17 protein-coding genes are annotated in these 18,807 nt (G+C 61.8%); 7 read left to right on the plus strand and 10 right to left on the minus strand.

Features of this window, described 5'->3' with window-relative positions; genetic code table 11:
* Positions 1-5: 5 nt before the first annotated feature.
* Positions 6-3,101: a multidrug efflux RND transporter permease subunit gene (locus HBO41_RS16155; RefSeq protein ID WP_017138175.1), complete on the minus strand. Its 3,096-nt coding sequence runs from the start codon at positions 3,099-3,101 to the stop codon at positions 6-8.
* Positions 3,098-4,264 carry an efflux RND transporter periplasmic adaptor subunit gene (locus HBO41_RS16160; protein ID WP_017138174.1) on the minus strand — a complete coding sequence of 389 codons (1,167 nt, stop codon included), beginning with the start codon at positions 4,262-4,264 and terminating at the stop codon, positions 3,098-3,100. The genes HBO41_RS16155 and HBO41_RS16160 overlap by 4 nt, the downstream gene beginning before the upstream one ends.
* Before the next feature lie 215 nt (positions 4,265-4,479).
* On the opposite strand from HBO41_RS16160, the gene HBO41_RS16165 reads away from it, so the two are divergent.
* Positions 4,480-4,713, plus strand: a complete 234-nt coding sequence (locus HBO41_RS16165; RefSeq protein ID WP_017138173.1) for a hypothetical protein — start codon at positions 4,480-4,482, stop codon at positions 4,711-4,713.
* 167 nt (positions 4,714-4,880) lie between these two features.
* Positions 4,881-5,663 (plus strand): transporter substrate-binding domain-containing protein, encoded by a 783-nt coding sequence (locus HBO41_RS16170; protein ID WP_026013782.1) that lies wholly within the window; start codon positions 4,881-4,883, stop codon positions 5,661-5,663.
* Positions 5,664-5,848: 185 nt separating this feature from the next.
* Here the strand turns inward: HBO41_RS16170 and HBO41_RS16175 are convergent, their stop codons facing one another.
* The 5 genes from HBO41_RS16175 to HBO41_RS16195 form a co-directional block, all read right to left on the minus strand.
* Positions 5,849-6,592, minus strand: a complete 744-nt coding sequence (locus tag HBO41_RS16175) for a YkgJ family cysteine cluster protein (RefSeq protein ID WP_017138171.1) — start codon at positions 6,590-6,592, stop codon at positions 5,849-5,851.
* Positions 6,593-6,700: 108 nt separating this feature from the next.
* On the minus strand, positions 6,701-7,183 hold the full coding sequence (locus tag HBO41_RS16180; protein ID WP_017138170.1) for an N-acetyltransferase: 483 nt from the start codon (positions 7,181-7,183) through the stop codon (positions 6,701-6,703).
* A gap of 3 nt (positions 7,184-7,186) precedes the next feature.
* Positions 7,187-8,089, minus strand: a complete 903-nt coding sequence (locus HBO41_RS16185) for a chemotaxis protein CheV (protein WP_017138169.1) — start codon at positions 8,087-8,089, stop codon at positions 7,187-7,189.
* Between the two features lie 208 nt (positions 8,090-8,297).
* Positions 8,298-9,272: a D-glycerate dehydrogenase gene (locus HBO41_RS16190; RefSeq protein WP_017138168.1), complete on the minus strand. Its 975-nt coding sequence runs from the start codon at positions 9,270-9,272 to the stop codon at positions 8,298-8,300.
* 142 nt (positions 9,273-9,414) lie between these two features.
* Positions 9,415-10,383: a LysR family transcriptional regulator gene (locus tag HBO41_RS16195; protein ID WP_017138167.1), complete on the minus strand. Its 969-nt coding sequence runs from the start codon at positions 10,381-10,383 to the stop codon at positions 9,415-9,417.
* A 182-nt stretch (positions 10,384-10,565) separates the two neighbouring features.
* Here HBO41_RS16195 and HBO41_RS16200 point away from each other — a divergent pair, with 182 nt between their 5' ends.
* From HBO41_RS16200 to HBO41_RS16215, 4 genes are read left to right on the plus strand one after another with little or no spacing between them, the layout of a single operon-like run.
* Complete coding sequence (locus HBO41_RS16200) at positions 10,566-12,077, plus strand: efflux transporter outer membrane subunit (RefSeq protein ID WP_169986928.1); 1,512 nt, start codon at positions 10,566-10,568, stop codon at positions 12,075-12,077.
* Positions 12,078-12,087: 10 nt separating this feature from the next.
* Entirely contained in the window at positions 12,088-14,265 is a 2,178-nt protein-coding gene (locus HBO41_RS16205) for an FUSC family protein (protein WP_169986930.1), read from the plus strand.
* Positions 14,255-14,455 carry a DUF1656 domain-containing protein gene (locus HBO41_RS16210; protein ID WP_017138164.1) on the plus strand — a complete coding sequence of 67 codons (201 nt, stop codon included), beginning with the start codon at positions 14,255-14,257 and terminating at the stop codon, positions 14,453-14,455. The genes HBO41_RS16205 and HBO41_RS16210 overlap by 11 nt, the downstream gene beginning before the upstream one ends.
* A 10-nt stretch (positions 14,456-14,465) precedes the next feature.
* Positions 14,466-15,326, plus strand: a complete 861-nt coding sequence (locus HBO41_RS16215) for an HlyD family secretion protein (RefSeq protein WP_169986932.1) — start codon at positions 14,466-14,468, stop codon at positions 15,324-15,326.
* 103 nt (positions 15,327-15,429) lie between these two features.
* Here the strand turns inward: HBO41_RS16215 and HBO41_RS16220 are convergent, their stop codons facing one another.
* On the minus strand, positions 15,430-15,831 hold the full coding sequence (locus HBO41_RS16220) for a nuclear transport factor 2 family protein (protein ID WP_017138162.1): 402 nt from the start codon (positions 15,829-15,831) through the stop codon (positions 15,430-15,432).
* Entirely contained in the window at positions 15,824-17,017 is a 1,194-nt protein-coding gene (locus HBO41_RS16225; protein ID WP_169986934.1) for an MFS transporter, read from the minus strand. Before HBO41_RS16225 ends, HBO41_RS16220 begins: the two co-directional genes overlap by 8 nt.
* Positions 17,018-17,128: 111 nt before the next feature.
* Between HBO41_RS16225 and HBO41_RS16230 the strand changes: the two genes are divergently transcribed.
* Positions 17,129-17,986: a LysR family transcriptional regulator gene (locus HBO41_RS16230; protein ID WP_017138160.1), complete on the plus strand. Its 858-nt coding sequence runs from the start codon at positions 17,129-17,131 to the stop codon at positions 17,984-17,986.
* On the opposite strand, the gene HBO41_RS16235 is transcribed toward HBO41_RS16230, so the two are convergent.
* Positions 17,983-18,795 carry an SDR family oxidoreductase gene (locus HBO41_RS16235; protein WP_017138159.1) on the minus strand — a complete coding sequence of 271 codons (813 nt, stop codon included), beginning with the start codon at positions 18,793-18,795 and terminating at the stop codon, positions 17,983-17,985. The two genes, HBO41_RS16230 and HBO41_RS16235, sit on opposite strands and share 4 nt — an antisense overlap.
* Between the last annotated feature and the right edge of the window lie 12 nt (positions 18,796-18,807).

Genomic DNA, 18,807 nt, shown 5'->3' on the forward strand with positions numbered 1-18,807 from the left:
CGCCTTTAGTGTGTGGTCGCCAGCGCCAGCGCTGGTTTGGGCCTGTGGAAAAACTTCTCAAGGTACAAGTATATGACCGGTGTGGTGAACAGCGTCAGCGCCTGGCTCACCAACAGGCCGCCGACCACCGCGATCCCCAGCGGCTGGCGCAGTTCGGCGCCTGGCCCGGAGCCCAGCATCAACGGCACGGCGCCGAGCAGGGCGGCGAGGGTGGTCATGATGATCGGCCGGAACCGGGTGACGCAGGCTTCATAAATCGCCTCCTCAGGTGGCAGCCCGCGCACGCGCTGGGCCTCCAGGGCAAAGTCGATCATCAGGATGCCGTTTTTCTTGACGATACCGATCAGCAGCACCAGCCCGATCAAGGCCATGATCGAAAAGTCCTGGCCCAGCAACCACAGCATGATCAACGCGCCCAAGCCCGCCGAGGGCAAGGTGGAGATGATCGTCAGCGGGTGCACGAAGCTCTCATACAGCACGCCCAAAATAATATAGACCGCCACCAGCGCCGCCAGGATCAGCCACGGTTGGCTGGCCAAAGAGCTTTGGAACGCCTGGGCCGCACCCTGGAAGGTGCCGATCAGGGTGGTCGGCATGCCGATTTCGTTTTTGGCCTGGTTGAGCATGATCACCGCATCACCCAATGCCACGCCGGGTGCCAGGTTGAACGACAGGTTGGCGGCCGGGAACATGCCGTCATGGCTGATGGACAACGGCCCCACGCTGGGTGGGTCGACCTTGGCCAGTGCCGACAGCGGCACCATCTCGTTGGTCAACGGTGAGCGCAGGTAAAAGTAGTTCAGGCTTTCGGCCTTGCCGCGCTGTTGAGTGTCGAGTTCCAGCACCACCTGGTACTGGTTGATCTCGGTCTGGAACTCGTTGATCTGGCGTTGGCCGAACGCGTCATACAGCGCCTGGTCGACATCGGTAGCGGTGAGGCCAAAGCGCGCCGCCGCCTGGCGGTCGATGCTGATGTGAGTGATGCTGCCGCCCAGTTGCAAGTCGTTGGACAGGTCGCGAAAGGCCGGGTTGGCGCGCAGTTTTTCGGTCAGGCGTTGGGTCCAGGTATTGAGCGTCGCGCCGTCGTTGCTCTTGAGCACATATTGATACTGGGCGCGGCTTGGGCCGGAACTCAAGTTGATGTCCTGGCCGGCGCGCAGGTACAAGACGATGCCCGGCACCTTGGCCAGTTTGGGGCGGATGCGGTCAATGAACTGGCTGGCGGATACATCGCGATCACCGCGGTCTTTCAAGGCGATCCAGAAACGGCCGTTGGCGATGGTCTGGTTGCTGCCGGTCACGCCCACCGAGTGGGAAAACGCGGCCACTGCCGGGTCGTCCTTGACGATCTCGGCCAGCGCCTTGTGCTTGGCGACCATGTCCGGGTACGACACGTCGGCCGCCGCTTCGCTGGTGCCGAGTACAAAGCCGGTGTCCTGCACCGGGAAGAAACCCTTGGGGATAAACACGTAGCCGACCACGGCCAACGCCAGGGTCAGCATAAAGATCGCTGCCATGCTGCGTTGATGCGCCAGCGCACGGCGCAGGTTGCGCGCGTAGCCGGCGAGCAGGCGCTCGCTGAAACCCGGTTTGTCATGGGCATGATGAGTCGGCGCGCGCATGAACAGCGCGGCCAGGGTCGGCGCCAATGTCAGCGAAACCACCACCGAAATCAGGATGGTCGAGGTGGCCGTCAGCGCAAATTCCTTGAACAGCCGCCCGACCACACCGCCCATGAACAGCAGCGGAATAAACGCCGCCACCAGCGAGAAGCTGATGGACACCACGGTAAAGCCGATCTCGCCCGAGCCCTTGATTGCCGCCTCGCGTTTATCCAGGCCCGCCTCCAGGTGACGGTGAATGTTCTCCACCACCACGATGGCATCGTCGACCACAAAGCCCACGGCGATCACGATCGCCACCAGCGTCAGGTTATTCAAGCTGAAGCCCAGCACATACATCAGCGCGAAACTGGCGATCAGCGACACGCCGAGTACGCTGGACACAATCAGCGTCGCCGACAATTGGCGCAGGAACAGCGCCATCACCGCCACCACCAGCAGGATGGCGATCAGCAGGGTCACTTCCACTTCATGCAAGGACGCGCGGATGGTCTTGGTGCGGTCGGTCAACACGCTGACCTGCACCGAGGCGGGCAGCATGCCTTCCAGGCGCGGCAGTTCGGCTTGAATGCGGTCCACAGTCTCGACAATGTTGGCGCCGGGCTGGCGCGAAATCACCAGGTTGACGCCGGGCGTGTCACCGGACCAGGCCTGTACGTAGGCGTTTTCCGAACCGTTGATGACTTTGGCGACATCACGCAGTTGCACCGGCGCGCCGTTCTTGTAGGAAACGATCAGTTGGCCGTATTCCTCGGGGTGAAACAGCTGGTCGTTGGTCGATATCGTCGACACGCTGTTCTTGCCGTAAATCGCACCTTTGGCCAGGTTCAGGCTGGACTGCTGGATGGCCAGGCGCACATCGGCGAGGGTCAGGCCGATGGCCGCGAGTTTGTCCGGTGAAGCCTGTACGCGAATCGCCGGGCGTTGCTGCCCGGTGATATTGATCTGGCCAACGCCGTCAATCTGGCTGATCTGCCGCGCCAGCAAGGTTTCTACATAGTCGCTCAGCTCGGTGCTGGGCATGCTGTCGGAGCTGACGCTGAGGATCAGCACCGGGCTGTCGGCCGGGTTGACCTTCTTCCAGGTCGGCAGGCTCGGCATGTCGCTGGGCAGCTTGCCGGAGGCGGTGTTGATCGCCGCCTGCACTTCCTGCGCGGCGGTGTCGATGCTTTTGTTCAGGGTGAATTGCAGGGTCAGCAGGCTTGAACCCAAGGCGCTGCTGGAGGTCATCTGGGTCATGCCAGGGATGGCGCTGAATTGCACCTCCAAGGGCGTGGCCACGGATGAGGCCATGGTGTCCGGGCTGGCGCCGGGCAAGGTGGCGGTGACCTGGATGGTCGGGAACTCCGCTTCCGGCAGCGGCGCCACAGCCAGGCGCGGGAAGGCAATCAGCCCCAGCAACACCAGCGCAAAGGTCAGCAACAGGGTGGCAACCGGATGGTCGACGCACCAGGCGGACGGGGAACGGCTGCCGCTCATGGTTGCACCTTGGTCTGGGCGGTCTGGATCACTTGTGGTGGCTCTTTGAGCACCTCGATTTGCGCACCGGCCTTGAGCCGCGACTGGCCGTCGCTGACCAGCACATCACCGGCTTGCACGCCCTTGATGATGGTCACGTCGCTGTCCTGATACGCCACCTGCACCGGCACAACCTCAACCTTGTCACCGTTGACGCGGTACACAAAATGCGCGTCGAGCCCACGTTGCACCACGGTCGGTGGTACCACCAGCGCGTTCTTGTCCAGGGCGGTCTGGATCTTGATAGTCACCAGTTGCCCCGGCCACAGACGCTGCGAAGCGTTGTTGAATTCAGCCTTGGCGCGCAGGGTGCCGGTGGTGGAGCTGATCTGGTTGTCGATCAGGCTCAGGTGCCCTTCGCCGAGCAGGTCGCCGGTCTGGCCGTCGGTGTCGGCGCCCATGTAGGCATCGACGCTGGCTTGGGTGGGCGCGGCGATCAAGCCTTGCAGGGTCGGCAACATTTGTTGCGGCAACGAGAACTCCACGGCGATCGGATCGATTTGCGTCACCGAGAACAAGCCTTGGGTATCACTCATGCGCAGGAAGTTGCCTTCATCCACGGTGCGAATGCCGACACGGCCAGTCACCGGCGAGCGAATCTGGGTGTAGGACAGCTGTACCAGGGCCGAATCAATGGCGGCCTGATTACCTTGCGCCGTGGCCTTGAGCTGGTTGACCAGGGCTTGCTGCTGGTCATAGGTCTGCTTGGATACGCCGTCGTCGACGCTCAGCTCTTTGTAGCGCTTGAGGTTTACCAACGCCACTTGCAACTGCGCCTGGCTTTCGCCCAACTGCGCCTTGGCCTGATCAAGGCTCGCGCGGATCGAGCGGTCATCGATGGTCGCCAGCAGGTCACCGGCCTTGACCAATTGGCCCTCCTTGACCAGCAGCTTGGTGAGGATGCCGTCGATTTGCGGGCGGATCACCACGCTGTGCAGCGACAGCACCGAGCCGATACCGCTGACAAATCGAGGAATGTCCTGCTGTGTGACGCTCACCACTCGCACCGGGATAGCGGTGGACACCGCCAGTTTGGTTTTCGCCGGTCGGTTGAAGGCCCAGGCTGCAACTGCCACGACCACCAGGGCAGCCACGATCAGGGCGGTTTTTCGTTGAATGTGCATGGGGTGGGGCGCCGGGGCAAAGGGTTGGGAGAGTGATCGTTCTTTATAGCCCGCCAACCCGGTCAGCACGGTGACTGCTAACTGACAGCGCTGTCAGTAAAGTCCGACCATTCGTACCGGCGGTGGTTAAAGATCCAAGGCGCGCAGGTATACTGCGCGCCAGCGTGGCCCGCAAGCCGGCCACCGCCTCATCTTCTGCACGCCCCGGAGCTTCCATGACTTCCCCGACACAACCCCCTGTTGACGCGGCCGACCTCGTCGATCCGGCCGACGCTCAAAGCGTTGAAAAAGCCGAGATCCCGGCGTTCAAGTTTCCGTTCAAGCCGGGTGAACTGGCTGGGGCCAAAAACGCCGCCCAGCCTTGGTACAAGAATGGCGCCAAGAACGGCCACACCAAGTCGCCAGGCATGGCGCCGCCGGGCACTCGCCGCTCGATGGGTAAACGCTGAGAATAGAACGACCAGCGTTTTATCAGGTGCGGACTACAACACCTGCTGATATTTCCGATTGAAGACCCGCGACCGTTTCTAGAAAGCTTGCACAGCCTTGATTCCATCCCGACCGTTCAGATCGGGCGGGTGGCCAAGGCTGGTCTTTCTGGAAAAGGATGTTTCCCGTGGCTCTGATACCCCTGTGTGCAGCACTTGCCCTTTTGCTGTCGATCGACGCCGTGGCCGACGATGATCAACCCCGGCGCGAAATCCGCTTCGCTGTTGCCGCGCAGTTTCCGCCCTTTCAGAGTCGTAGCCCGCAAGGTCAATTGGTGGGCTTGAACATCGACTTGGGCAACGCCTTGTGTACACAGTTGAATGTGCGCTGCACCTGGGTCGACCAGGTGTTTGTCGAAGACTTCCCGGCCCTCGAAGCCCGGCAGTTCGATGCGATCATGGGCATTGCCGCCACCTCGGGGCGGCGGCGGTGGGTGGGGTTCACCGATAATCTCTACCCTTTTACCACGCGTTTGGTGGCCCGTAAGGCGTCCGGCCTGTTACCCGACACACGCTCGCTCAAGGGTAAGCGTGTCGGTGTGCTGCTGGGCAGCAATCGCGAAGCCTTTGCGCGGTCGCAGTGGGCACCGGCGGGCGTCATCATCAAAAGTTTCTGGCTCAATGACGAACTGGCCCGCAGTCTGGTAGCCGGCAAGATTGATGCGACGCTGCAAGGCACTGTGGAAATTCGCAGTGCACTGCTCGACACCCCGGTTGGCCAGGATTTCGACTTCATGGGGCCGCCCTTGTCCGGTGAACTCTTAGGCAACGGCATTGCCATTGCTGTGCGCAAGTTTGACTCCACTTTGCGCAACGACCTCAATCACGCGCTTGAGCAACTGATGCACAACGGTGAATACCAGCGGATTCTGGCGCCTTATCACTTGGATGAGCCGCCCTCCACTCAATGATGGCCAATTAATTGCGGCACGTGAGCAGGCCCCGTGTTTTGCAAGCCATGGCCAACAGGCAGCCATACCCGTTCAACTGTGGGAGCTGGCTTGCCTGCGATGGCATCACTTCGGTGTACCTGGTGTGCCGAGTTGCCCGCATCGCAGGCAAGCCAGCTCCCACATCCACACTGGCCGCATCGAGCCTAAGCCGCCCTCAACGAGATAAACGCATAGTTGGCCGGCACCTCAGTGGCAATCTGCGCCCCCGCATCCAGCACCTGCTCGGCGATGTCCATGCCGGAGACGTGAAACACCCACTCATTAGCCACCGATGGTTGCTCAATCGCCAACTCAATCGCCTGCGCAAAGGCAGCCATATCCGGCAAATACGCGGTAAACCCATCGCCCTTGAGCGCCGTGGTACGAATACCCAGCAAGGCGCACACGGCCTCCTTGGTCTGCACATCGTCACGGTCGGCCTGGCGTGAGCGGCGGATCAGCTCAGCCAGTTCTGCATCCATCAACTCACCGCCGACGATCAGCGCCGGCCCCTGTTCCCAGGATTCTGGCGGGCAATCCTTGGCGGCGGGGTTCAATGGGATATGCGGGTTGATTTCCATCGGGTAGATGCGACACACCAGTGGGCGACGCTCATAGATGCCACAACGGTTGTCTTCGTCAAGATTGCGGCAACGCCCGGCGTTGTAGGCGGCAAAGGTGATTGCCACAAACGCCTCGGTATTGCCGCTCGGCACTACCACTGAACGGCGTTCGGCATGCTCGCGTTGTTGCACCGGCAAGCCCAGGCCGGTGCCAAGAAAGCCCTCCACCAGCACGATGACGTTACCGCCGTCAGCCGCCCAACTGCGGGCTTCTTCGAGGGTCAGGGGAACGTGATGGTCGCTGCAGCATTTGCCGCAACCCACGCAGGAAAAGTGAGTATTCATGGAGGATCTGTCACCAGGCAAGGTCAGAGGGCACTCTTGAACGGTGACGGGTTTTTGCCTCTATTCACTGTTCAGGCTCAGTGGAAGCAAGTTATGCGCCAGTGCCGGTCAGTCCTCGGGTACCTGGTCGCGCAGCACAAACACCATGCCGGCACTTTCATACAACTGTCGGGCGCGTTGGTTGGTTTCCAGCACCTTCAGGTCCACACAGGGCTCGCCGCGTTGCTTGAACACGTGGAAGGTATGCAGCAACAAGGCACGCCCCAGCCCCTGGCCTTGGGCGCACGGATGGACCGAGAGGTTCTTGATAAACGCGCTGGTCCAGCACTGGGCCACGCCAAGAATGCCGTCTGCGTTACTGGCCACCAGGCATAGCGTGGGGTCGAACTCGGCGTCGGTGACGAACTGCCGGCGCCATTCTGCCAGGCTGGGGACACGGCCGCCGCCCTGTTCCTGGGTCATGCGCAATACGGCATGGATGGCCGGGGCCAGCTCATCGCGGTAATGATCCAGCCGGGTATTGGCCGGCCACTGCGGTGCTGGCAGGCTGGTAGTAAGGTCGCGGCGCAGCAGTTGGAAATACTCCGCCACCGCTTACAGGCCTTTTTGCGCCACAGTTTGCGCGGCAACCACCAGGCATTTGGTCAGCTCGGGCGACGAGAACTTGGTGAGCACCGCGTCGGCACCGGCCAGGCGGGCCTTCTCGCTGTTCATCGCGCTGTCCAGGGAGGTGTGCAGCAGCACGTAAAGCTCCTGGAAGTCCGGGGTTTCGCGCAGGGTGCGGGTGAGGGCGTAACCGTCCATTTCGGACATCTCGATGTCCGACACCACCACGTTGATCTGCTCGACCGTGCCTTGCAGCTCCAGCAGCACATCAATGGCTTCCTTGGCACTGCGCGCGGTGTGGCACGTCAGGCCGAGGTTGCGCAGGGTGTGTACCGATTGCTGCAGAGCCACCTGGCTGTCGTCCACCACCAGGATTCGCGCATTGCCGAGCACTTCGGCTTCTTCCATGGTCAAGTCGGTCGGCGCCGCTTCAACGGGGGCCGGGGCAATGCCGTGGATGACCTTTTCGATATCCAGCACCTGCACCAGGCCGCCTTCGACCTGAGTCACGCCGGTGATAAACGAGCGGTTGCCGCCGGAGCCATAGGGCGGCGGGCGGATGTCGGTGGTCAGGCAATGCACAATCTTGCTCACCGCCTGCACATGCAGGCCCTGCTTGGAACGGCTGACATCGGTGACGATCAGGCAGCCGCCGTTCGGGTCTTGCAGCGGCATCTCACCGAGGGCGCGGCTCAGGTCGATCACCGACAGCGAGGCACCGCGCAGGGTGGCGATGCCTTTGACGTGCGGGTGCGACTCCGGCAGCTTGGTCAGCGGTGGGCAGGGGATGATTTCACTGACTTTGAGCAGGTTGATGGCCATCAGCTTGCCGCTGCGCAAGGTAAAGAGCAGAAGCGAGAGTGAATCTGCGCGGGCTTTGGTGGTGGACATAAAAACCTTCTGTGGATCAGGGATGACGATCTATGGAAGGTTATCGACTCGGGGGAGCCAGGCTTTAACCGGATTTTGTGTCGGGCTGGGCTTGTGTGGGAGCTGGCTTGCCTGCGATGCAGGCACCTCGGTCTACCAGTTGCACTGAGGTGATGCCATCGCAGGCAAGCCAGCTCTCACACAAAACCCATCCCATATGAGATCGGCGTCAGCCCTTCCAGACCTGCGGGTTCACCAGATCCTGCGGACGTTGCCCCAGCAAGGCGCTGCGCAGGTTGTCCAGGGCGCGATTGGCCATGGCTTCACGAGTTTCATGCGTAGCCGAGCCGATATGCGGCAGGGTCACCGCATTGCTCAGTTGGAACAGCGGCGATTCGGCCAGCGGCTCTTGCTCATACACATCCAGCCCGGCGCCACGGATTTTCTGGGTTTGCAGCGCCTCAATCAGCGCCGGTTCATCCACCACCGGCCCACGGGAAATATTGATCAGGATCGCACTGGACTTCATCAGCCCCAATTCGCGGGTGCTGATCAAGTGGCGGGTCTTGTCGCTCAACGGCACCACCAGGCAGACAAAATCCGCCTCGGCCAGCAACTGGTCCAGGCTGCGCAACTGCGCGCCCAGCTCCTGCTCCAGCTGGGTCTTGCGGCTGTTGCCGCTGTACAGAATCGGCATATTGAAGCCCAGGCGCCCGCGCCGGGCCACTGCTGCGCCGATATTGCCCATGCCCACTATGCCGAGGGTCTTGCCGTGTACATCGCAGCCGAACAGCGGCGCGCCAACGCTGGCTTTCCACTGGCCGGCCTTGGTCCAGGCATCCAGTTCGGCCACTCGGCGCGCACTGCTCATCAGCAGCGCGAAGGCCAGGTCGGCGGTGCTTTCGGTGAGTACGTCCGGGGTGTTGGTGAGCATGATCCCGCGCTCGTTGAAGTACGGCACGTCGTAGTTGTCGTAACCCACCGACACGCTGGACACCACCTCCAGCTTGCTCGCGCCTTCCAGCTGCGCACGGCCCAGCTTGCGGCCTACGCCGATCAGGCCATGGGCGTGGGGCAGGGCTTCGTTGAATTGAGCATTGATGTCACCCAGCTTGGGGTTCGGCGCGATGACCTCGAAGTCCTGTTGCAGGCGTTCGATCATTTGCGGGGTGACACGGCTGAAGGCGAGGACAGTCTTTTTCATTGCAGAACTCCGCTCAAAATGTGGGAGCTGGCTTGCCTGCGATGCTGGCGCCTCGGTGTATCAGCAGTACCGAGGCGATGCTATCGCAGGCAAGCCAGCTCCCACAGTAAATGGATGGTGTTTGTGGGGCCGTATTCCAACGTCAGTTCGCCAGGCGTGTGCCGCCCAGGCTGCCACTCAACTCGTACGCCACCAACTCCGCCTGATGCGCCGCCAGAATCTCCGGCAACGACCCTCTCAGGTATTCCACCCAGGTCTTGATCTTCGCATCCAGGTACTGGCGCGAGGGGTAGATGGCATACAGGTTCAGCTCCTGCGAGCGGTAGTTGGGCATCACCCGCACCAGCGTGCCGTTACGCAAACCCTCAATAGCCGCATACACCGGCAGCAGGCCGACGCCCATGCCGCTGGTGATCGCGGTTTTCATCGCATCAGCCGAGTTGACCAGGAACGGCGAAGTGTTGATCGCCACGCTTTCCTGGCCTTCGGGGCCGTTGAAGGTCCATTTGTCCAGCTGGATCACCGGGCTGACCAGGCGCAGGCAGGCGTGGTTGAGCAAATCCTGGGGCCGCTGTGCGCAACCTTTGGCCTTGACGTAATCCGGCGAGGCACACGCGATGCTGTAGGTGATGCCCAGGCGCTGGGACACAAAACCCGAATCCGGCAGCTCGCTGGCCAGCACGATGGACACATCGTAACCCTCGTCGAGCAGGTCCGGCACGCGGTTGGCCAGGGTCAGGTCGAAGGTCACGTCGGGGTGGGTGCGACGGTAACGGGCAATTGCGTCAATCACGAAATGCTGGCCGATGCCGGTCATGGTATGCACTTTCAGCTGCCCGGCGGGGCGTGCGTGGGCGTCGCTGGCTTCGGCCTCGGCTTCCTCGACATAAGCCAGGATCTGCTCACAACGCAGCAAATAGCGCTTGCCGGCCTCGGTCAGCGCGATGCGGCGAGTGGTGCGGTTGAGCAAGCGGGTTTGCAGATGGGCCTCAAGGTTGGAGACCGCGCGCGAGACGTTGGCGGTGGTGGTGTCCAGTTGCACGGCGGCGGCGGTGAAGCTGCCGGCCTCGGCCACGCAACTGAAGGCGCGCATATTTTGCAAAGTGTCCATGGAGTGTTCTCAAGGGAGATAGCAAATTGTGACAGAAAGTTACGCCGTCCAGTGATCCCTACCAACGGATTATCGCCTGAACGGTAACAAAGATTCACAGGAATGCCAGCTTATCGTTCCCCATGGCGCCCCCTAGAATTGCGCCACCTTCCCCGCCTCACCACCTCAGGAATTCGTTCGCCGTGCCGCGTCGCATCAGCAGAGAGCTGAAGGCTCTCAGTGTTTTGGCCTTATCGTTAGCAATCAGCGGCTGCATCGGAACCGGAGGAATCGCCCCCCAAGGCCAAGCCTTCAACGCCAATACCCTGGCCACCGACGCCGCCATCCAGAGCGCCGCGCAGGACGCCCACTGGCCCACCACACAATGGTGGCAAGCCTATGGCGACATGCAACTCAACCGCTGGGTCGACCTCGCCACGCAAAACAGCCCGAACATGGCCATGGCCGCCGCGCGGGTGCGGGAAGCGCGGGCCCTGGCCGGGATCGCCGAGTCGGCTGAGTCGTTGCAGATCAACAGTGACACCACGCTCAAACGCCACAACTGGCCGAAAGATCAGTTCTACGGGCCGGGCGAATTGAGCGGTGCCAATACCTGGGACAACACCGCGTCCCTGGGCTTGAGCTACGCCCTCGACCTGTGGGGCCGCGAAAGCAATGCCAGCGAACGCGCCGTCGACCTGGCGCATATGAGCGCTGCCGAAGCGCGTCAGGCCCAGCTCGAATTGCAGAACAATGTGGTGCGCGCCTATATCCAGCTGTCGTTGCACTTCGCCAACCGCGATATCGTCGCCGCCACCCTGGCCCAGCAACAGCAGATCCTCGACCTGGCCAATAAGCGCCTGAATGCCGGCATCGGCACGCATTTCGATGTGAGCCAGGCCGAAACGCCCTTGCCCGAAACCCATCGCCAGCTCGACGCACTCGACGAAGAAATCGCCCTGAGCCGCAACCAGCTCGCGGCATTGGCCGGTAAAGGCCCAGGCGCAGGCGCGCAACTGCAACGCCCGAGTTTGTCCTTGGCCGCGCCGCTGAAGCTGCCCTCAAGCCTGCCCGCGCAATTGCTCGGCCAACGCCCGGATGTGGTTGCCAGCCGCTGGCAGGTCGCCGCCCAGGCGCGCGGTATTGATGTGGCGCACGCCGGTTTCTACCCCAACGTCGATCTGGTCGGCAGCCTCGGCTATATGGCCACCGGCGGCACGATGCTGGGGTTTCTCAGCGGGCAGAAATTCAACTACACCGTCGGCCCGGCGATCAGCCTGCCGATCTTCGACGGCGGTCGTTTGCGTGGGCAGTTGGGCGAAGCCAGCGCCGGTTATGACATCGCCGTGGCCAAGTACAACCAGACGCTGGTCAACGCGCTCAAGGGCATCAGCGACCAGTTGATCCGCCGCGAATCCATGGACAAGCAAGCCACCTTTGCCGCGCAGTCGGTGGCCTCGGCGCAGAAAACCTACGACATCGCCATGATCGCCTACCAGCGCGGCCTCACCGATTACCTCAATGTGCTCAACGCTCAGACCTTGTTGTTTCGCCAGCAACAGATCGAACAACAGGTGCAGGCCGCGCGCCTGAGTGCGCATGCCGAACTGGTCACGGCCCTGGGTGGCGGGCTCGGCGCCGGTAACGACGTACCACCGGACGCCAAGACACTGCCGAGCAAAACCCCGGCGGCGCTCGCCGTGTTTGATCACTGAGTAAATTGTAATGACTCCCTTGCCTGCACCGCTGCGCTGGTTGCACTCCCTTGAGTGGCGCCGTGGTTTTTTCGACTGGGCCCGCAGCGACGGCGTGACCTGGGTGTATATCTTCAAGGTGCTGATCGCTGCGTTCCTGACGTTGTGGCTGGCCATGCGCCTGGAGTTGCCGCAACCGCGCACGGCGATGATCACCGTATTTATCGTGATGCAACCGCAGAGCGGCCAGGTGTTTGCCAAGAGTTTCTATCGCTTCCTCGGCACCTTGGCGGGCTCGGCGGTGATGGTCTTGTTGATTGCCTTGTTTGCGCAGAACACCGAATTGTTCCTGGGCGCGTTGGCGATCTGGGTGGGCATCTGCACCGCTGGCGCCACGCGTAATCGCAACTTTCGCGCCTACGGGTTTGTACTGGCCGGCTATACGGCGGCGATGGTTGGTTTGCCGGCGCTGGCAAACCCCGACGGCGCGTTTATGGCGGCGGTATGGCGCGTGCTGGAAATTTCCCTGGGGATTTTATGCTCCACAGTGGTCAGCGCCGCGATCCTGCCGCAAACCTCCAGCGCGGCGATGCGCAACGCCTTGTATCAGCGCTTTGGCGTGTTCGCGCTGTTCGTCACCGACGGCCTGCGTGGGCGCAGCCAGCGCGAAGGTTTCGAGGCCAGCAACGTGCGTTTTATCGCCGAAGCCGTGGGCCTGGAAGGGCTGCGCAGCGTCACCGTGTTTGAAGACCCGCACATGCGTCGGCGCAATGGTCGACTCAGCCGCCTCAACAGCGAATTCATGAGCATCACCACGCGCTTCAACGCCCTGCACCAGTTGCTCGAACGGTTACGTGCGCACGCGGCTGATCATGTGGTGGCTGCGATCAAGCCCGGCCTGCAAGGCCTTGCCGAAGTGCTCGACGGCTTCTCCGGTCGGGCGCTCACCAGCCCCGACGCCGCACGGCTGGTCAACCAACTCAGCGCCTACAAAGACGAGCTTCCCGCCACGGTGCGTGCCCTGCGTGCAAGCTTTCAGGAAGCCAACCCAAGCGAAGCTGAACAGCTGGATTTTCATACCGCCTACGAGCTGCTTTATCGCTTTGTCGATGACTTGCACAACTACGCGCTGACCCACGCTTCCCTGGCCGACCACAGCCATGAGCGCGAGCAGTGGAACGAGACCTTTATCCCCAAGACCAACTGGCTGGCCTGCGCGGCTTCGGGTATTCGTGCGTCGTTCATCCTCATTGTGCTCGGCAGCTACTGGGTGGCCACCGCCTGGCCCAGCGGCGCAACCATGACGCTGATTGCCGCCGCCACCGTCGGCCTGTCCGCCGCCACGCCCAACCCCAAGCGCATGGCCTTTCAAATGGCCTGCGGCACCTTGATCGGCGCACTGGTTGGCTTTGTCGAAATGTTTTTCGTGTTCCCCTGGATCGACGGCTTCCCGCTGCTGTGCGTGATGCTCGCGCCGGTGATCATCTTCGGCTCGTTCCTGGCCTCACGCCCGCAATACGCCGGGGTAGGCGTGGGCCTGTTGATCTTTTTCAGCACCGGCTCGGTGCCGGACAACCTCACGGTCTACAACCCCTACACCTTTATCAACGACTACATCGCCATGATCATCGGCATGCTGGTGTGCGCGGCGGCGGGGGCGATCATTCTGCCGCCCAACAGCCGTTGGTTGTGGCGCCGTTTGGAGCAGGACCTGCGCGAGCAGGTTGTGTATGCGATCAGCGGCAAGCTCAAGGGCCTGGCGTCGAGTTTTGAAAGCCGCACCCGCGACCTGCTGCACCAGGCCTACGGCCTCGCCGTTGGCCAGCCGCAGGTGCAGCGTGATTTGCTGCGCTGGATGTTCGTGGTGCTGGAAGTCGGCCATGCGATCATCGAACTGCGCAAGGAACAGGCGATTTTGCCGGTGCACCCGGCGTATGCCCAATCCCAGCCGTGGCGCCAGGCGATCCGCGTGATGGGGCGCTCGCTGGTGCGGCTGTTTTTGCAACCGAGCGCGAACAATCTGGAGCGTGGACTGGTGGCTGTCGACCATGCGATCAGCCGTGTGCAGGCCACCGACGAACCCTTCGCCCCGCATTTTGATACCTCGGCGCTGCGCCGGGTGAAAAGCTACCTGCACTTTATCCGCACCTCGCTGCTAGACCCGCAATCGCCATTGGCTGCTCTCAAAGGAGCCCCGCATGCCCCGTGAAATCGCCTTCCATGGCCTGTACATGCCGACCATGACCCTGTTGTTTTTTATCGCCGCAGGGTTGGCCTGGGCGTTGGACCGCTTCCTGGCCGGGTTCGACCTCTACCGTTTTTTCTGGCACCCGGCGCTGCTGCGCCTGAGCCTGTTCGTTTGCTTGTTCGGCGCGCTCGCGCTGACCGTCTACCGTTGAGAATGCCCCGATGAAAAAGTTTTTCAGCCTGCTCGCGACCTTGCTGGTATTGGCATTGGCGATCTGGATTGGCCGCACGTTGTGGGTGCACTACATGCAAACGCCGTGGACCCGCGATGGCCGCGTGCGCGCCGACATCATCAATGTGGCGGCCGACGTTACGGGCGAAGTGCTGGATGTACCGGTGCGTGACAACCAGTTGGTGAAGAAGGGCGACCTGCTGATGCAGATCGACCCCGAGCACTACCGCATTGCCGTCAAACAGGCGCAGTCGCTGGTGGCTTCGCGCAAAGCCACCTGGGAGATGCGCAAGGTCAACGCCCACCGCCGTGCCGACCTCGACGCGCTGGTGATCTCCAGGGAAAACCGCGACGACGCCAGCAACATCGCCGACTCGGCGTTGGCCGATTACCAGCATGCGTTGGCGCAACTGGAAGCCGCTGAACTTAACTTGAAACGTACGCAGGTGGTGGCGGCAGTGGACGGTTATGTCACCAACCTCAATGTGCACCGTGGCGACTATGCGCGTATTGGCGAGGCCAAGATGGCCGTGGTGGATATGAACTCGTTCTGGGTCTACGGCTTCTTCGAAGAGACCAAGTTGCCCCATGTGAAGGTGGGCGACAAAGCCGATATGCAACTGATGAGCGGCGAGACGCTCAAGGGCCACGTGGAAAGCATCTCGCGGGGTATCTACGACCGCGACAACCCCGAGAGCCGTGAGCTGATCGCCGATGTGAACCCGACCTTCAACTGGGTGCGCCTGGCCCAGCGGGTGCCGGTGCGGATTCACATTGATGAAGTGCCCGACGGCGTGCTGTTGGCGGCGGGGATCACCTGCACGGTGATCGTCAACCCAACGCAACATTAAACTGTGGGAGCTGGCTTGCCTGCGATAGCGCACTGTCAGTTGACCTGTTTTCAGCTGACCCACCGCCATCGCAGGCAAGCCAGCTCCCACAGTTTTGGCTGTGTTATGCCTTGATGAAGGTTTCATGCAGATGGCGCCACAGCAGCGCGCCACTTGCCTGCTTCTCAAACACCACGGTGGCGCGGCGGTCAGTCTGGGTGCCGCTGTCATCAATCTGGTGTTCGCGGTAAGTCACCGTGGCGCCGCGCGCGTGCCGGTCGATCCCGGCCATTTCGCTCAAGGTGATCTTCAACCCCGGGCGCATACCGCCCAGGCGCGTGAACAACGCTTTAACCCCGGCTGTATTCACTCTCGTGCCGGTGGCGGGTGCGACCATGCTGAAATCGGGTGAAAAGCGCGCAAGCAAGGTTTCCAGGGTGCCTTCAGGCGCAACCCCGGCAAACCATTGCTCGATCTCGACGTGGGTCTGGATCACTTCTTCAAAAAAATCGTTGTAATCAATCATGGCTGGGCTCGCTGGCAGGGTGAAGCAGCGTGCGGACTCTGGATGTATCCAGGCGCAACACGGCAAAAAGGGGCAGCAGTGTCAGGGCTGCGGCTATCGTGAAGGTTATGACGAAGGAATCCAAGGCCGACAACAACGCACTGAGGGCGGCAGCGCCGAGGCAGAAGCTGACTTGTCGATTGATGTTCCACAGCGCACTGGCGTGGCCCATGCGCTCGGCGGGTATGTCGAGAAACGCCAAGGTCTGCGCCGTGCTGCTGCACAGGCTGCCGCCCAGGCCCATCAACGCGTAGGCCAGAATAATTACGGCCGGTTCGGGTTTTGTCAGCAGCAGGATGCCGATGCATTGCAGGGCCATGCCCGCCAGCAGCAAGGGTTTTGGGCCGTAGCGGTTGAAGCGTTTTTTGCTCAGGAAAATCGCCAGTGCCGACGCCAGCGCCCACGGCAACATCAGCGCGCCGGTGTGTGTCGCGTCGTAGCCCAGGCCTCGCAGGTAGAGAATAGCGATCAGGCTGGTGCCGATAAATATGCCGGGGATGAACAGATAGACCAACATCGCCACGCGCAGCATCGGGCTGCGGATCTGTTTGAAAATACCGCCCACATCCAGGGCCGGGCGCACTGTTACAGGTGCATCAGGTTTTATCCACAGCAGTGCCAGCAGCAACGTGAGCAACGCCAGCGGCAGGTTGGCGTAGAAGATCCAGCGCCATGACACACTGTCGACGATCAGCCCGCCCAAAGCCGGCGACAATGCCGGTACCAGCAGCGCCACCGACATCACGCTGGCTGTCAATTGGCTGCGTTCTGCCGCTGGATAGTGCCGGTAAGCCATGGCCTGGCCCACGGGGATCAGCAAGCCACCGCCCAAACCTTGCAGCGCCCGCCAGCCAATCAGCGTTTCGATGGAACCCGCCTGGCCAACCATCACCGAGGCGCCCGCGAACAACAGCAGGCTCGCCGCGATCAGCGTTCGTTCGCCCATGATCGCCGCCAGCCACACACTCAACGGAATGATCACGGTCAGCCCGAGTACGTAGGCGTTGCTGATCCACGCCAATTGCGTGACCGAGGCGTGCAGTTCGCGGGCGATGTCCGGGTAGGCGACGGTGGCGACAAACATGTTCACCAGGTCCAGGGCAAAGCCGAGTAAAAAGATCCAGGCGACTTTCGAGCGGTAGGTCATAAACGCGATCCTGCGAGTGAAGCGGGCAGGGTAGGTCGCAAGCAGCGTTTGGGATACGGTGATTTGACTGTTAGTTTGTCAAAAATATTTTGACAAAGGAGCGCGCGGCCAATGGTCAGCCTGGACCGATTCGACACCTTCAAGGCCGTGGTCGAGGCCGGCTCGCTCACCGCCGCCGCCGATCGGCTGGGCCAGACCCGCGCCGTGGTCAGCTTCAACCTCAAGCGCCTTGAGGCAGAACTGGGCGTGACCCTGTTAACTCGCAGCACCCGCCAGTTGGCACTGACGGATGCCGGTGAGCGCTTTTACCTGCGTTGCACGCGCATGCTGGAAGAAGCCCGGCTGGCGGTGGAAGAAGCCCGTTCTGAACATGCGCAACTCAAAGGCACCTTACGCATCACCACCACGGTTGAATACGCGTTGGCAGTCGTTGCTCCTGCGGTGGAGGCTTTTCGGCGCCTGCACCCGGACTTGAACATTCACTTATCCACATCCTCCACCCATGCCGATTTGATCTCCGAACGCTTTGACGTGGCGATTCGGTTGGGGCGACTGCTCGACTCCAATCACCGGGCGGTGCAGCTGTCGACCTTTGAGGTGTTTGCTGTCGCCGCGCCTGAGTTTGCCGAGGTGCAAAGCCTGGATGCGTTGGAGCGCGTGCCCAAGTTAGGCCATGGCCGTTTGACGGAGCTGAGCCTGACCGACCCGGCCGGCGGCGAGCATCAATACCGTTCCGGCCCTGCGGCACTGGTGGCCGACAGTGCGTCGGTTCTCCAGACCTTCGCCGTGCGTGGGCATGGTGTGGCGGTACTGCCGCAATGGTTGGTGCAGGGCGATCTGGACGCGGGGCGGTTGGTGCGCTTATTGACGGACCATCGCTTTGCCCCACAAGGGGTTTACGCGATGTACCCGGATACGCGGCATTTACCGCTGAAGGTGCGGGCGTTTATTGATTTTATGAAGGGCTAGAGTGAGCCAGAGAGTCCGAACCGCTTCTTCAGGACTTTCTCCAGCAATCCTTTTGGCAACAACGCCGCCATCAACGGCAACGCTCGGCTGCCATTGCCCGCACGCAACATCCGTGGCGGTGTTGGGTGTTGCACAGCCTTAAGCACTTGAGCTGCAAACTGCTCGGCCGAAGTCGGGTTGCCCTGCGAAGCCTGGGAGCGCGCACGAATACCTTCACGCAACGGCCACCAGGGCGATTGTTCGTTGATCAGCAGCTCAGCCTGGGCGCTGGCGTTTTTCGCGAAGCTTGTATTGATTGCTCCCGGCTGTACTTCCAGCACGCGCACGCCAAACGGCGCCAGTTCCATACGCAATGCATCGCTCAAGGCATGCACCGCCGCTTTCGAGGCGCAGTACGCACCGGCAAACGGCGTGACCAGCACACCCGAAACGCTGCCGATATTCACCACCAGCCCTTTGCTGCGCCGCAGCGCGGGAAACAGTGCCTGGGTGACGCCGACGATGGAAAACACATTGGTCTCGAACTGGCGCTGCATGGCTTTGGTGCCGCCGTCGAGCAGCGGCCCCATGGCGCCGTAGCCGGCATTGTTGATCAACACGTCCAGTTCGCCGAGCTGTTCGGCCAGGCGCTGCAAGGCCGCGCTGTCGTTGACGTCCAGTAGCACGGCATTGAAGCCGGCAGCAGCGAGGGCGGCGACGTCCGCTTCGCGGCGGGCGCTGGCCCACACGTCGAAACCTGCGGATTTAAATGCGTCAGCCAGGGCGCGGCCAATGCCACTGGAGCAACCGGTGATGAGTACGTTGGGCATGGATCAATCCTT

Source organism: Pseudomonas sp. WS 5146, from assembly GCF_012985495.1.
In the GTDB taxonomy this organism is placed as follows: Bacteria; Pseudomonadota; Gammaproteobacteria; order Pseudomonadales; family Pseudomonadaceae; genus Aquipseudomonas; species Aquipseudomonas edaphica.